This is a genomic window from Arthrobacter sp. 9V, assembly GCF_902506065.1.
Lineage (GTDB): Bacteria > Actinomycetota > Actinomycetes > Actinomycetales > Micrococcaceae > Arthrobacter.
In genome coordinates this window covers 1240922-1256039 of sequence record NZ_LR732912.1, presented here as the reverse complement: position 1 = coordinate 1256039, position 15118 = coordinate 1240922, and the positions used below count along the sequence as shown (strand labels likewise).

The 15118-nt window shown below is 61.9% G+C and carries 9 protein-coding genes; 1 reads left to right on the top strand and 8 read right to left on the bottom strand.

The window, feature by feature from the left end; translation table 11 throughout:
- The first annotated feature begins 54 nt into the window (after window positions 1–54).
- On the top strand, window positions 55–1743 hold the full coding sequence (locus BACI9J_RS05910) for a formate--tetrahydrofolate ligase (RefSeq protein WP_159733570.1): 1689 nt from the start codon (window positions 55–57) through the stop codon (window positions 1741–1743).
- A gap of 290 nt (window positions 1744–2033) precedes the next feature.
- Here the strand turns inward: BACI9J_RS05910 and BACI9J_RS05905 are convergent, their stop codons facing one another.
- The 8 genes from BACI9J_RS05905 to glmS all read right to left on the bottom strand — a co-directional run bounded on the left by BACI9J_RS05905 (window position 2034) and on the right by glmS (window position 15031).
- On the bottom strand, window positions 2034–3119 hold the full coding sequence (locus BACI9J_RS05905; RefSeq protein WP_159733569.1) for an inositol-3-phosphate synthase: 1086 nt from the start codon (window positions 3117–3119) through the stop codon (window positions 2034–2036).
- Between the two features lie 170 nt (window positions 3120–3289).
- On the bottom strand, window positions 3290–4327 hold the full coding sequence (gene mgrA / locus BACI9J_RS05900; protein ID WP_159733568.1) for an L-glyceraldehyde 3-phosphate reductase: 1038 nt from the start codon (window positions 4325–4327) through the stop codon (window positions 3290–3292).
- Between the two features lie 335 nt (window positions 4328–4662).
- Window positions 4663–6435, bottom strand: coding sequence for a malto-oligosyltrehalose trehalohydrolase (treZ, locus tag BACI9J_RS05895; RefSeq protein WP_159733567.1), 1773 nt, complete (start codon window positions 6433–6435; stop codon window positions 4663–4665).
- 90 nt (window positions 6436–6525) lie between these two features.
- Entirely contained in the window at window positions 6526–8838 is a 2313-nt protein-coding gene (gene treY, locus BACI9J_RS05890; protein WP_159733566.1) for a malto-oligosyltrehalose synthase, read from the bottom strand.
- Window positions 8835–11132 (bottom strand): glycogen debranching protein GlgX, encoded by a 2298-nt coding sequence (gene glgX, locus BACI9J_RS05885; protein WP_159733565.1) that lies wholly within the window; start codon window positions 11130–11132, stop codon window positions 8835–8837. The genes treY and glgX overlap by 4 nt, the downstream gene beginning before the upstream one ends.
- 69 nt (window positions 11133–11201) lie before the next feature.
- Window positions 11202–12779, bottom strand: a complete 1578-nt coding sequence (locus BACI9J_RS05880; RefSeq protein WP_201296518.1) for an NAD(P)H-hydrate epimerase — start codon at window positions 12777–12779, stop codon at window positions 11202–11204.
- 16 nt (window positions 12780–12795) lie between these two features.
- Complete coding sequence (locus BACI9J_RS05875; protein ID WP_066277757.1) at window positions 12796–13143, bottom strand: holo-ACP synthase; 348 nt, start codon at window positions 13141–13143, stop codon at window positions 12796–12798.
- Window positions 13144–13147: 4 nt separating this feature from the next.
- Window positions 13148–15031, bottom strand: coding sequence for a glutamine--fructose-6-phosphate transaminase (isomerizing) (gene glmS, locus BACI9J_RS05870; protein ID WP_159733564.1), 1884 nt, complete (start codon window positions 15029–15031; stop codon window positions 13148–13150).
- Window positions 15032–15118: the final 87 nt, after the last annotated feature.

Here is a 15118-nt window from a genome sequence, read left to right as displayed (position 1 = left end):
AGCGTAAGAACCCAGCAGCAGCATCCCCGCTGCGGGCAGAGCCGAAGGACAAAGATGTCTGAAAACAAGGTCCTAAGTGATCTTGAAATTGCCCAGCACGCCACCATGCTTCCCATCGAAGCAATCGCCGAACGCGCCGGTATCACCGTGGAGGCCTTGGAGCTCTACGGGCCTTACAAGGCCAAAATCAATACGGGCAAACTCGTACTGCCTCAGGACAAGGCTCCAGGCAACGTAGTGCTCGTCTCTGCCATGTCACCCACTCCTGCCGGGGAAGGTAAATCAACAACCACTGTGGGACTCGCGGACTCCCTTGCCCGCGCCGGCCACAAGGTGATGATCGCCCTGCGCGAGCCCTCCCTGGGTCCAATTCTGGGTATGAAGGGCGGAGCCACAGGCGGCGGTTACTCCCAAGTGCTGCCCATGGAGGACATAAACCTGCACTTCACCGGCGACTTCCACGCCATCACGTCGGCGAACAACGCCCTCATGGCTCTGGTGGACAACCACATATTTCAGGGCAACCAACTCGGCATAGATCCACGCCGCATGACGTTCAAGCGTGTACTGGACATGAACGACCGCTCACTGCGGGAAGTCATCATAGGACTCGGCGGCCCTATGCAGGGAGTGCCCCGGCAAGATGGCTTCGACATCACTGTAGCCTCGGAGATCATGGCGGTCTTCTGCCTCGCCTCGGATCTTGACGATCTTCGGGACCGGCTGGGACGCATTACCTTCGGATACACCTTCGATCGCACGCCCGTCACGGTATCGGACCTCGGCGTGGAGGGCGCGCTCACCATGCTCTTGAAGGACGCCATCAAACCCAACCTGGTCCAGACCATCGCAGGGACCCCCGCACTGGTCCACGGCGGTCCTTTCGCCAACATCGCGCACGGGTGCAATTCGTTGATCGCCACACGCACCGCCATGCAACTTGCCGACATCGTTGTTACCGAGGCCGGCTTCGGCGCGGACCTTGGCGCTGAGAAGTACATGGACATCAAGGCGCGCATCGCCAACGTAGCGCCATCCGCCGTCGTAGTGGTGGCAACCATCCGCGCGCTCAAGATGCAGGGCGGAGTTGCCAAAGAGAACCTCAGCGAGCCGAACGTCGAGGCCATGGCCGCCGGCGTCGAAAACCTGAAGAGGCATGTGGGCAACGTGGCGAAGTTCGGCATCTCCCCCGTGGTGTCCATCAACAAATTCGCTACCGACAGTCCTGAGGAACTTCAGTGGCTACTGGCCTGGTGCGCGGCAGAAGGCGTACAGGCGGCAGTTGCCGATGTCTGGGGGCGCGGAGGCGGAGGCGACGGCGGCGACGAGCTCGCCACCAAGGTGGCTGCTGCCTTGGAAGCGCCCGCCGACTTCCACCACCTGTACCCGCTGGAACTTAGTGTGGAGGACAAAATCCAGACCATTGTGCAGGAGATCTATGGGGCCGACGGCGTGGAATTTTCCGTGCCGGCACTCAAGCGCCTTGCCGAGATCGAAAAGAACGGCTGGGCAGGGCTCCCCGTCTGCATGGCCAAGACCCAGTATTCCTTCACTGACGATGCCTCCAAGCTGGGGGCACCCAAAGGATTCCGGGTACATGTGCGCGAGCTGATCCCCAAGACCGGGGCCGGTTTCATTGTTGCTTTGACCGGCGCCGTGATGACCATGCCCGGACTCCCCAAAGAACCGGCCGCCATGCGCATGGACATAGATTCCGACGGCAACCCCACCGGCCTCTTCTGACCATCTCTCACATCCCAAGCCCTTCCGGCCAACCATCTCTCACTTTCTTAAGGGAAGTGATAGAGCGTTGGGCCCAAACCCGAGGGAAGTGATAGCGCGTCGGGCCCAAACCCGAGGGAAATGATAGAGCGTCGGGCCCAAACCCGAGGGAAGTGATAGCGCGTCGGGCCCAAACCCGAGGGAAGTGAAAGAGCGTCGGGCCCAAACCCGAGGGATGTGAAAGAGAGTCGGGGAGACGCAAAAACGCCCCCGGAGTGCGGGGGCGTTTTTGCGATTGGCGTAACCGGTGTTTAGCGTTCGATGTCGCCGCGGATGAAGGCTTCAACCTTGTCGCGTGCGAGGTCGTCGTTGAACTGCTCCGGCGGCGACTTCATGAAGTAGCTGGACGCGGAGAGCAGCGGGCCGCCGATGCCGCGGTCCAGGCCAATCTTCGCGGCGCGGATGGCGTCGATGATCACGCCGGCAGAGTTCGGTGAGTCCCACACTTCGAGCTTGTATTCGAGGGAAACGGGAGCGTCACCGAAGTTACGGCCCTCCAGGCGGACGAAGGCCCACTTGCGGTCATCGAGCCAGGCAACGTAGTCAGACGGACCGATGTGGACGTCGTCAGCGTGAAGCTCGGCCTCGACGTTGGACGTGACAGCCTGGGTCTTGGAGATCTTCTTGGACTCGAGGCGGTCGCGCTCCAGCATGTTCTTGAAGTCCATGTTGCCGCCGACGTTCAGCTGGTACGTGCGGTCCAAGGTGACACCGCGGTCTTCGAACAGCTTGGCCATGACGCGGTGCGTGATGGTGGCACCGATCTGGCTCTTAATGTCGTCGCCCACAATCGGGACGCCGGCTTCGGTGAACTTGTCTGCCCACTCCTTGGTGCCGGCGATGAAGACGGGCAGGGCGTTGACGAAAGCTACGCCGGCGTCGATGGCGCACTGGGCGTAGAACTTGGCGGCCTGGTCCGAACCGACCGGCAGGTAGCAGACCATGACGTCGGCCTTGGCTTCACGGAGCGCAGCGACAATGTCAACAGCTTCGTCCGGAGCCTCGACGATGGTTTCGCGGTAGTACTTGCCGAGGCCGTCGAGGGTGTGGCCGCGCTGGACGGTCACGCCTGTTGCGGGAACGTCGGCGATCTTGATGGTGTTGTTTTCGCTGGCACCGATGGCGTCTGCGAGGTCAAGTCCAACCTTTTTGCTGTCGACATCGAAAGCAGCAACGAACTGAACGTCGTTGACGTGGTACTTGCCGAACTCGACGTGCATCAGACCCGGGATCGTGGCCTTGGGGTCAGCGTCGCGATAGTACTGAACACCTTGGACCAGCGATGCGGCGCAGTTACCTACGCCGACAATGGCAACACGAATCGGATGTGAAGACACGGAACTCCTTTTTGAGAAATAACCTCAGGTGCCAGGCGCTTCCCTGACAGAGACCAGGGCACGTCTGATTGGCACGGCGCCATTCGGCGCACACTTGCATTGTAGCCAACACAGCGGAAGCCGGTTTTGTTCCCTACCGGCTTCCGCTGTTTTATGTCAGTTCCAGGAGGTTACTTCTGTGCCCACAGATTGATGTCCGACTCCACGGCGAACTCATCAATGGCCGTCAGCTCATCTGCGGTGAACTTCAGGTTGTTGATGGCGCTGAGAGTGTCCTCAAGCTGGGCCACGCTGGAAGCACCAACAAGGGCAGAAGTCACAGGCGAGCCCTTGGGCTGATCCCGGAGGATCCACGCGATGGCCATCTGGGCCAGTGTCTGTCCACGCCCCTCGGCGATCGCGTTCAGCCCTCGCACGCGGTCAAGCTTGTCTTCCGTCAGCGCAGACTCGGACAGGAACCGTTCCTTCGCTGCACGGGAGTCGGCCGGCACACCGTTGAGGTACCGGTTGGTGAGCATGCCCTGTGCCAGCGGCGAGAACGCGATGGAACCGGCGCCCACTTGGTCCAAGGACTCATACAGGTTGGGGGAGCCGTTCTCCGTCCACCGGTTCAGCATGGAATAGCTGGGCTGATGGATCAGCAAAGGTGTGCCGAGTTCCTTCAGTATCCGGGCCGCTTCGATCGTCTGTTCCGGTGTGTAGGACGAGATTCCTGCGTAAAGGGCCTTGCCGGACCGGACAGCGTAATCCAGCGCGCCCATGGTCTCTTCAAGTGGCGTCTCAGGATCGGGACGGTGGCTGTAGAAGATGTCCACGTAGTCCAAGCCCATCCGCTCCAGTGACTGGTCCAGGCTGGAGATCAGGTATTTGCGGGACCCCCACTCCCCGTAGGGGCCGGGCCACATGTAGTAGCCCGCTTTGGTGGAGATGACCAGTTCGTCACGGTACGGCTTGAAGTCGTCCTTCAGGTGACGCCCGAAGTTGGTCTCCGCCGAGCCATCCGGCGGCCCGTAGTTGTTGGCGAGGTCGAAGTGGTTGACACCCAGATCGAACGCGCGGCGCAGGATGGCGCGCTGTTCGTCGAACCGTTTGTCATCGCCGAAGTTGTGCCAGAGGCCCAGCGAGATCGCGGGGAGCTTCAGCCCGCTGCGTCCGACGCGGCGATAGGGCATGGTTTCGTAGCGGTTTTCCGCAGCCGAATAAGTCATACGTACCATCCTGCCACTGCCGAAAGAGAGGTGACGGCGCCGTCCGCTACTTGGGTTCTAGCGGTCGTTGCAACACCCTAGATTTTTGGGAGTTGCAACGACCGTGCCGCATTTAAGCGATGTTTCCTCGGAGTCCCGGAAGTTTGCGAGATCTACCCCTGAGCAGAGGGAGGCTACGTCGCCCAGGAACTCAACGGCCGCCCACGCAAAACGCTCGACTGGGATACCCCAGCCGAGCGTCTGCGTGATCTACTAATGACCACATAACACCAGCAGTGTTGCAACGACCACTAGAAACCGCCCTATGTGGGCGCCGTCACCTCGCTTTGTGCGGCTTAGAGGACGCGTACGACGGCGGCGCTACCGCCGGGAAGCGTCAAAGTGCCGTCTTCCAGTACTGCTTCGTCGTCGGTAGCGAGCAACACGGAGCCGTCCAGGGGCGTCCCGAGTGCTTCATCCCCAAAGTTGCAGACTACGCGCACTGTTCCGCGGGAAAACTGCAGCCAATGTTCGTCGTCGTCGAACTCAACGGACGTCGCGCCGAAGCCGCCGTCCACCAGCTCCGGGATGTTACGGCGCAGTTGTGCCAAATCCTTGTAGAGCTGCAGCAAGCGGGCGTGTTCCCCCTCGGCCGCTTCGTCCCACTTGAGTTTGGAGCGTTGGAAGGTCTCCGGGTCCTGTGGATCGGGAACAACCGCCGGGTCCCATCCCATGCGTTCGAACTCCTTGATGCGCCCTTCGGCTGTGGCTTTACCAAGCTCAGGTTCCGGGTGGGAGGTGAAGAACTGCCACGGGGTGGAGGCAGCAAACTCCTCACCCATGAACAGCATGGGCGTGAAGGGGGACGTCATGGTCAGCACTGCGCCGATGGCCAGCTTTCCGTAGGACAACGAGGCCGTGAGGCGGTCGCCGGTTGCCCGGTTTCCGATTTGGTCATGGTTCTGCAGGCAGACAACAAGCGCGGAGGGGTGTGCAAGATCGTGCCGGATAGGCCGGCCGTGGTGCCTCCCCCGGAAACTGGAGTAGCTGCCATCGTGGAGGAAGCCGTGTTCCAGGACCTTGGCCAGGACTGCGAGCGAGTCGAAGTCCGCGTAGTACCCGGTGGTCTCCCCGCTGAGGTTGACGTGCACGGCGTGGTGAAAATCGTCGCTCCATTGGCCTTCCAGCCCGTAGCCGTTGTCTTGGCGTGGGTAAATGAGCCGCGGGTTGTTCAGATCCGATTCCGCAATCAGCGTCCTGGGGATCCCCGTTGCTGCCTCCACCTCGTCTCCCAATGCCCCGAACTCCTCGAGGATGTGAACGGCACGCTCATCGCGCAAGGCATGCACGGCATCGAGACGGAGTCCGTCTACGTGGTAATCCCGGAGCCACATCGCCGCATTCTCCAGGATGTAGCGGCGGACGTCGTCCGAACCTGCACCATCAAGGTTTACAGAATCACCCCAGGTGTTGCCCTCCCCTGATTTCAGGTACGGGCCGAACTTCGGCAGGTAGTTGCCGCTTGGGCCGAGGTGGTTATAGACAACGTCCTGGATGACGCCCAAGCCCGCAGCATGCGCCGCATCCACAAAGCGCTGATACGCTGCCGGGCCACCGTACGGCTCGTGCACGGCGTACCAAAGGACGCCGTCGTATCCCCAGTTGTGGACACCGTTGAACCCGTTGACCGGGAGCAACTCTATGAAATCGACGCCAAGCTCCACCAAGTAGTCCAGTTTTGCGGCAGCGGCATCCAACGTGCCCTCGGGGGTGAAGGTGCCCAAGTGCAGTTCGTAGATGACCGAACCCTTGAGGCTCCGCCCCTTCCATTCGCTGTCTTTCCACTCATGGGCGGAGGGATCGAAGGTGGCGGACAGTTCGTGAACACCGTCCGGCTGCCTCCGCGAGCGCGGATCGGGAAACGGGCCTTCCCCGTCCAGGATGTAGCCGTACCGCGTCCCGTCGCCTTCCTGGGCGGCCACGCCAGCCGGCGCCCGCCACCATCCGGCAGCGGCGCCGTCGTGAAGTCTCTCCATGGCGTACTCGCGGCCGTCGGCGAGCAACCGTACTGAATCGGCGTTCGGCGCCCAGAGATCGTAAAGATTTTTTCCAGCAGCGTGCTCCAGCATCATGCTCCCCTGTACGTGTTTCAAGCGTGCTTTGCAATGACGGTGTTGACGGTGCGATCAACGCGATGCGGTGATCGCACCGTCAGGCAATCAGTCCGTGGGAACCAGCAAGGCCACCGGGTAGTGCTCCAGCAAGGTGGCCAAAGGGACGCTACCGGCCCTGTAGCTGGCACCGGTGAGTTCGTCCCGGCAGTCCACTGTCAGCTCAATTGCCGTGTCCCGCCAACCGCCCTCCCGGGCCAGGCGTTTGGGCAGGCGGGTGGCAACTGTGAGGGCTCCCCGACGTTCTGCTCCTCGATCGAACGCCACCACGTGTCCCGCCGCGGCGCCGTGGGCAGCCACCGGAAGGTAACCGGCGAACAGCTCCGGCCTGTCGCGGCGCAGCCTCAGTGCACGCGAAACCACCAGCAACTTGGCGGCTTCATCCGTGAACGCAGGCTTGGCACCAGCGTCCAACTCTTCCAGGGCGGCCATGCGAGCCTTGAAATCCACCGGGCGCCGGTTGTCCGGGTCGGTCAGTGAACCGTCCCTGAATTCCGTCCCTTGGTAAACGTCCGGGACGCCGGGCATGGTCAGCTGGATGAGCTTGGCAGAGAGCGAGTTGGACGTTCCGTAGGGTTCGAGCTCGTTGACGAAGTTCGTCAGGGCGGCCGCTACTTCCGGAACATCAAAAACGGCGTCGACGGCGGCTGCCAGCTGGCGCTCGAACTCCTGGTTGGGATCGGTCCAGTTGGTGGAGTTCCCGGCTTCACGTGCCGCTTTCAACGCATAGGACTGTAGCCGCTGGCGATCTGCCGGCCACGCGCCTGCGATCGACTGCCACACCAATGCGGAGAGGGGTCCATCCGGGATGGGTGCGAGTTCATGGACGATGCCCAGGAAAAGCTCCCATTCCGGTACAGCCTCCGAAATGATGGAGATCCTCGCCCTGGCATCCTCGCTCCGCTTGGTGTCATGGGTGCTCAGCGTTGTCATGGACAGCGGCAGAAGCTCCTGACGCCGGGCCATGCGCTCGTGGAAGACATTGCCGGGAAGGGAGAATTCCGTGGGATCCGCGCCGACTTCCGTCAGTGACCCAAGCCGGGTGTAACGGAAGAATGCGGTGTCCTCCACGCCCTTGGCCATGACCATGCCGGAAGTCTGCTGGAAACGCTGAGCCAGCAGACTCGACTCATCCAGCAGGAGCGGCTGAAGGTGGCTGAGGACAGTTGCCAGGTCAGGGCGCTGCTTGGCGGCGCTCTCAACGGACTCGATCAGCGTCTTCCCGCCATAGGGCAGATACGTCCGGTAGATGGGGAAACAGCAGATGACTTCCGCCAGGGCATCGGCTACCTTGGCGAACGGCAGTTCCAGCGATTCAGGCACAAGACGGGCCAGCCGCAGGACTTCCGAGCGCAGGATGCCATCGGCGATCCGGCGCTTGGTCGCATGAATCATGGCATGGTAATCCGCTGGAGCCTCTGCATTCCGGAGTCGGGCGTCGAGGGAGTTCAGGTACTCCTCCGCAGCCGGGTCCACAAAAAGACGGTCGACGTCAGCCAAGGCGTCGTATCCCGTGGTCCCTTCGCACTCGAAGCTGTCCGGCAGCTGCTCCCCCGGTTCCAGAATTTTCTCGACAAGAAGGTACGCCCCTCCGGTCGCCTCGCGAAGCCGTGCGAGGTAGCCCTCGGGATCTGCAAGCCCATCCGGGTGGTCGATTCTTAGCCCGTCCACCAGGCCATCACGGAACCAACGGACGATCTCTGCATGGGACTCATCAAAAACCCACGGAACCTCAACGCGCACACCGGCCAGGGTGTTCACGGCGAAGAACCGGCGGTAGTTCAGATCGGCGTCGGCCCTGCGCCAGCCCACCAACTCATAGTGCTGCCGTGCATGGACCTCGCGCGGGTTGTCCCCGGAGGCATAGGTCCCGTCGGCGAGCGGAAAACTGTGGTCGTAGTACCGCAGTTCGTCGTCCACGATTTTCAGTTCGTCCAGGTCGTCATCGCTCCCCAGGACGGGGATGCGGATCTTCCCTCCGCCGAAATCCCAGTCGACGTCGAATGCCTCGGCATATTTTGAACCGCGGCCTTCCTTGAGCAGCTGCCACCACCAGGCGTTTTGCTTTGGCGACGCAACGCCCATGTGATTGGGCACAATGTCAGCAAGCAGGCCCAACCCCTTGTCCTTTGCTGCCTTGGACAGCGCGGCAAGGCCTTCGGGGCCTCCCCGGGAGGGATCAACACTGGAGGGATCAGTCACGTCATAGCCGTGATCCGAGCCCTTCTCGGCAGTCAGGATCGGTGAGACGTAAACCCAGTCGATTCCCAAAGAACGCAAATATCCTGTGAGCTCAGCTGCGTCCTGCAAGGTGAAACTTGGGCGAATCTGGAGCCGGTAGGTTGAAACAGGCGTCCTCATGCTTCCGTCTCCTCCGTTTCACCTTCATCATCGTCCGCTTCGGACTCAGAAGCCTCAGCCTCGGAACCCTTGTAATCGAAGGGCAAGGAGGTCACAGCAGGGGCCGTGATGGATGCAGTTTCCGGAGTGCTGGTCTGCGTCAACGCAGCAAGGGAAGCTGCCACCGAGTGATCGGGTTCAATTTCCGGAGTGCTGTGGGCTCGGAGTACCACCAGTGACTTTCCGCCTACCATCAGGATCTGGTCCGGCTTGATGACGCCCGCTTCAGCACCTTCTCCAGCGGTATCGATCATGACATCCCAGGCCGGCGCGTACTCGTCGGAAGGAATCCGGAAGCCCACCTCCTCTTGGTCGGCGTTGAAGTACAGCAGGAAGTTGACGTCGGTGATGCGACGGCCCTGGGTATCCTGGCCATGGATGCCGTCACCATTGAGGAACACGCCCACGGAGCGTCCCAGAGCTTCGTCCCAATCGGACGGAGACATGGTGCTGGCGTCGGCATCGAGCCATACGATGTCCGGGAGCCGCTCGCCTTCACCGCGAAGCACAGGACGGCCATCGAAGAAACGGCTGCGACGCAGGCTGGGGTGTTTGGCCCGGAGTGCGCTGACCGCTGCGGTGAACTCGATCAGGGGCTGGTCCACGTTGTCCCAGTTGATCCAGGTGAGTTCGGAGTCCTGGCAGTAGCCGTTGTTGTTGCCGTTCTGTGTCCTGCCAAGTTCGTCGCCGTGCAGAAGCATGGGAACGCCCTGGGACAGGAACAGCGAGGCAATGAAGTTGCGCTGCTGACGTGCCCGCAGGCCAAGAACGGTGGGATCGTCCGTGGGCCCCTCGGCACCGCAGTTCCAGGAACGGTTGTGGGATTCGCCGTCGTTGTTGTCTTCGCCGTTGGCCTCGTTGTGTTTCTCGTTGTATGACACAAGGTCGGCCAGAGTGAAACCGTCGTGCGCGGTGACGAAGTTGATGGACGCCACAGGACGGCGCCCCGAGTGTTCATAGAGATCCGCCGAGCCTGTCAGGCGGGAAGCGAACTCGCCAAGGGTGGAGGGTTCACCGCGCCAGAAGTCACGCACGGTATCGCGGTATTGGCCGTTCCATTCCGTCCACTGCGGCGGGAAGTTGCCCACCTGGTAGCCGCCGGGTCCAACGTCCCACGGCTCCGCGATGAGCTTCACCTGGGAGACTACCGGGTCCTGCTGGATCAGTTCGAAGAACGTGGACAGTTTGTCTACGTCATAGAACTCGCGTGCCAGCGTGGAGGCGAGGTCGAACCGGAATCCGTCAACGTGCATCTCGGTAACCCAGTAGCGCAGGGAGTCCATGAGCAGTTGGAGGGAGTGTGGGCTGCGGACGTTCAGCGAGTTGCCCGTGCCGGTGTAGTCCATGTAGTACTTCTGGTCATCTTCCACCAAGCGGTAGTACGCGGAGTTGTCGATGCCCTTGAATGACAGCGTGGGTCCGAGGTGGTTTCCCTCGGCGGTGTGGTTGTACACGACGTCCAGGATGACTTCGATGCCGGCCGTGTGCAGCGCCCGCACCATGGCTTTGAAGTCCTGGACCTGCTGTCCGGTATCGCCCTTGGAGCTGTAGCTGTTGTGGGGTGCAAAGAACCCGATGGTGTTGTAGCCCCAGTAGTTGTTCAGGCCCTTGTCCTGCAGGATGCCGTCGTTGACGAACTGGTGCACCGGCATGAGCTCGATCGCGGTGATGCCCAGCTTCTGCAGATGCGAAATAACTGCAGGGTGGGCGACACCGGCATAGGTGCCGCGCTGTTCCTCGGGAACCTCGGGGTGCATTTGCGTGAGGCCCTTGACGTGGGCTTCGTAAATGACCGACTTGTGGTACGGAATCCTCAGGAGTTTGTCGCCGTCCCAGTCAAAGAACGGATTGATGACCACGCCCAGCATCATGTGCGGTGCCGAGTCCTCGTCATTCCGGGAATCCGGGTCACCCATGTTGTAAGAGAACAAGGACGGGTCCCAGTCGATCTGCCGGTGGATGGCCTTGGCGTAAGGGTCCAGCAGCAGCTTGTTGGGGTTGAAGCGTTGACCGGCATCGGGGTCATAGGGGCCGTGCACCCTGTATCCGTACTTCTGCCCAGGCTGTACCTGCGGCAAATAGCAGTGCCAAACATAACCGTCAACTTCGGTAACCTCTACGCGGACTTCCCCGCCGTCGTCGTCGAAGAGACACAATTCCACTTTTTCGGCCTTCTCGCTAAACAGCGCGAAGTTGGTGCCGGTGCCGTCAAAGGTGGCACCCAGCGGATAAGCCGATCCAGGCCAGACTTCCATGCGTTCTCCTCTTGATGATGCGAACAACTGTTGCAAGCCTACTCAAGCCCCCAGACACCGACAGCAACCTTAGGGTCTTGTTGGGTCGTATTCCGCGCTGAGCGAACCAATGACGCGCGGAACCGCCGTCATGATGGCCGAGGCTGTAATAGGACCTTCGTCGAAATCTGCCGATGCCAGGGTTCCTGCTCGTCCATGAACGCTCGCGGCAACGGCGGCCAGGGCAGCCCAGCGGTCGGCGAGGTCCAGGCCCAAGGAGGCATACGCGCCGTCGTCGCTCCGGATCAACTCCGCAGACTGTGCCAGCAAGGACCCCAGTACGCCGGCAAGGACATCGCCGCTGCCTGCAGTGGCCATCCACGCAGTGCCTTCAGACTGGCTGAAAACAACGCCCGACGGCGAGGACACCAGTGTGGTGGCACCCTTCAGAAGCACTGTGGCACCGGTTTGTTCAGCGGCCTCCCGCACATAGTGCAGTGTTCGGGACTCGACGTCGTCGCGGGTAACCCTTCGTTTGCCCGTCGAGGGAAGCGAGTTCAGCAATGTTGCCAGTTCGCCGGCGTGCGGTGTGAGTATCCAATGGGCGGGGCAGCGGTCCGGCAGGAGGCTCAAAGCCCCGGCATCCACCACCACCGGCAAGTCATCGGCCAGGGCCAATGCGGCGGCGTCCCTTGCCCGTTGCAACTGTTCCTCCCCGTCAACCCCGGATCCCAGAAGCCAAGCTTGGACACGGCCGGGGTGATCGCTTTCCCACAGGGCCTCCGGGGTTCGGGCCAGCACCAGCTGCGCCGCTTCCTGAGGCCCGACATAGCGCACCATTCCCGCTCCGGCGAGGGCCGCAGCGTGAACACTCAGCGCAGCAGCTCCCGCGAAGCGCGGCGAGCCTGCTACTACGCCCAAAACGCCCCGTGAATACTTGTGGGCACGGCGGCCAGGATCGGGCAGCAAAGCCCCGAGGTCCGGGGCCGTAAGTCGGCGGACTTCAGGCCGGCTGTGTTCCAGCGATTTGCCGATCCCGATGGGCACCAGCTCCACGCGTCCGGCACACCCTTCACCGGGATCCGTCACAAGCCCGGCTTTGACGCCGCCAAATGTCACTGTGACGTCCGCATCCAGCACCGGCCAATGCACTTCACCATTGTTGGCATCCAGTCCGCTGGGGAGATCGCAGGCCACCACCAGTCGTGGACGCAGCTCCTGGAGCGACGCCACCAATTCAGCCGAGGCGTCCCGCAAACCACCACGGGCGCCCGTCCCCAGCAGCGCATCGATGATCACGTCATTGCCCGCACAAAGTACGGCAAGTTCTTCCGCGTTCGCGGCTTCCAACCTCAGAACAGTCCCGCCGGCCGCGACAAAAGCAGCCAGCCCCTCCTGGTGCACCTCAGGGGCGGCCAGTACCGCCGTCGTCCGCATCCCGCGACCGGCCAGGAAAGCTGCAGCGAAGAGACCGTCGCCGCCGTTGTTGCCCTTTCCAACCAGCACACTGACGCTGGCTCCCGCAAGCTTTCGCCTGCTTTTGACCTCGCGAGCCACCACTTGGGCCAACCCGTAGGCGGCCCGCTGCATAAGAACAGCGCCCTCACCGGAGTCCAGGAGCGGCTGTTCCGCATCCCTGATCTGTTGTCCGGTGAAGGCGCTGATCATTGCTTATGAATTCCCTTTAGCCCTCGGCGAGGACAGTAGCCGTGGCTATGCCGCCGTCGTGGCTCATGGACAGGTGCCACCGCTTGACGCCCTTGGCCTCGGCCACGGCAAGCACCGTTCCCTTGACCTGGACGGTAGGCCCGTTCTGGTCAAGGCCGATCCAGCAATCCTGCCAGTTCATCCCTGCCGGAGCGCCCAGTACTTTGGCCACAGCCTCCTTGGCCGCGAAACGGGCGGCCAGGGACCGGGTGTTGAGTTCCCGCTCGGCAGGAACAAACAGACGGTCCCGGAGTCCCGGTGTCCGTTCCAACTGCCGACCGAACCGCTCGATGTCTACGACGTCTACGCCAATGCCAACAATCATGGCGTTATTCTACGGTGACGCTCTTGGCCAGGTTACGCGGCTGATCGACGTCGTAACCCTTGGCACCGGCCAGTTCAGCAGCAAAGATCTGCAGCGGAACGGTGGTCAGCAGCGGCATCAGCAAGGTGGGGGTCTCCGGTACGTAGAAGACGTGCTCTGCGTAGTCCTTGACGGATTCGTCGCCTTCTTCAGCGATGACCAAGGTGCGGGCACCACGTGCACGGACTTCCTGGATGTTGCTGACAACCTTGGAGTGCAGCGAGTCGCGGCCACGGGGGGACGGCACCACAACGAAGACGGGCTGTCCGTCGTCGATCAGGGCGATCGGACCGTGCTTCAACTCGCCGGCAGCAAAGCCTTCAGCGTGGATGTACGCGATTTCCTTGAGCTTCAGGGCGCCTTCAAGTGCTACCGGGTAGCCAACGTGGCGGCCCAGGAACAAGACCGACTTCTCGTCCTTCATGCTGCGGGCCAGCTCGCGCAGGGGTCCCGCGTTGTCCAGGATTTTCTGGATCTTCGCAGGGATCTTGTTCAGGTCAGCGAGGACATCCTTGATCTGGCCGGAGAAGATGTTGCCCCGCAGCTGGGCCAAGTACAGGCCGAGCAGGTAAGCAGCGGTGATCTGCGCCAGGAATGCCTTGGTGGAGGCGACAGCGATTTCCGGGCCTGCGTGCGTGTACAGCACAGCGTCGGATTCACGCGGGATGGTGGAACCGTTGGTGTTGCAGATGGAGATCGTCTTGGCGCCCTGTTCGCGGGCGTAACGGACAGCCATCAGCGTGTCCATGGTCTCGCCCGACTGGCTGATGGAAACCACCAGGGTGTTGGAGTCAACAATGGGATCGCGGTAGCGGAACTCGTGGGCGAGTTCGACCTCCGTGGGGATACGGCACCAGTTTTCGATAGCGTACTTGGCCACAAGACCAGCGTAGGCTGCGGTACCGCAAGCCAGAACGATGATCTTGTCCACCTGCTTGAGGAGTTCGGGATCGATGCGGACTTCGTCAAGGGTGAGCTTGCCGTTGAGGTCCGAGCGGCCCAGGAGGGTCTGCGCTACGGCGTCCGGCTGGTCGTGGATTTCCTTCTCCATGAAGGAGCTGAAACCGCCCTTTTCGGCCGAAGCCGGGTCCCAGTCAACGTGGTATTCCTTGCCTTGGGCGGGGGCGCCGAAGAAGTCGGTGATCTCCACGGAGTCCGCGGTGATGGTGACGATCTGGTCCTGCCCCAGTTCCACCGCGCGGCGGGTGTAGTCAATGAAGCCGGAAACGTCCGAGCCGAGGAAGTTCTCGCCATCGCCCAGACCCACTACCAGCGGGGAATTGCGGCGCGCGGCCACGACGACGTCGGGCTGGTCTGCGTGGACGGCCAGAAGTGTAAAGGCGCCTTCGAGGCGCTGGCAGGCCAGGCGCATGGCCTCGGTGAGGTTGCCGCCCTCGCCGTTGAGCCGGGTGCGGAAAATGTCACCGATGAGGGCGGCTGCAACTTCGGTGTCCGTTTCGGACTCGAAGGTGACGCCCTTGCCCAGCAGTTCCTGCTTGAGCTCAGCGAAGTTTTCAATGATGCCGTTGTGAATGACCGCGAGCTTGCCGCCGTCCGAGAGGTGCGGGTGCGCGTTACGGTCGGTGGGTCCGCCGTGCGTAGCCCAGCGGGTATGGCCGATGCCGGTCAGGGACTCGGGAACCGGGCTTGCTTCCAGTTCTGCGATCAAGTTGCTCAGCTTGCCGGACTTTTTACGGGAGGAGATGCTCCCGTCAGCCACTACTGCGACGCCTGCGGAGTCATAGCCGCGGTATTCCAGACGGCGCAGCCCTTCCACCACAACGTCAAGAGCGCTGTATCCAGCTGCCTTGCGAGACGAATTGCCAACATAGCCTACGATTCCACACATGGGTACAAGCCTAACGGCTAGTGCAAACAACTGATGTGGGACATCCCCCCTCCTCGGCCTCCGCTCAACGCAACCGGCCCCCACAAT

What these genes read in the sequence shown, in the direction of transcription:
- BACI9J_RS05910 (WP_159733570.1), top strand. Translation starts at nt 55, where the DNA reads ATGTCTGAAAACAAGGTCCTAAGTGATCTTGAAATTGCCCAGCACGCC.
- mgrA (WP_159733568.1), bottom strand. Translation starts at nt 4,327, where the DNA reads ATGACTTATTCGGCTGCGGAAAACCGCTACGAAACCATGCCCTATCGC.
- treZ (WP_159733567.1), bottom strand. Translation starts at nt 6,435, where the DNA reads ATGCTGGAGCACGCTGCTGGAAAAAATCTTTACGATCTCTGGGCGCCG.
- treY (WP_159733566.1), bottom strand. Translation starts at nt 8,838, where the DNA reads ATGAGGACGCCTGTTTCAACCTACCGGCTCCAGATTCGCCCAAGTTTC.
- glgX (WP_159733565.1), bottom strand. Translation starts at nt 11,132, where the DNA reads ATGGAAGTCTGGCCTGGATCGGCTTATCCGCTGGGTGCCACCTTTGAC.
- BACI9J_RS05880 (WP_201296518.1), bottom strand. Translation starts at nt 12,779, where the DNA reads ATGATCAGCGCCTTCACCGGACAACAGATCAGGGATGCGGAACAGCCG.
- BACI9J_RS05875 (WP_066277757.1), bottom strand. Translation starts at nt 13,143, where the DNA reads ATGATTGTTGGCATTGGCGTAGACGTCGTAGACATCGAGCGGTTCGGT.
- glmS (WP_159733564.1), bottom strand. Translation starts at nt 15,031, where the DNA reads ATGTGTGGAATCGTAGGCTATGTTGGCAATTCGTCTCGCAAGGCAGCT.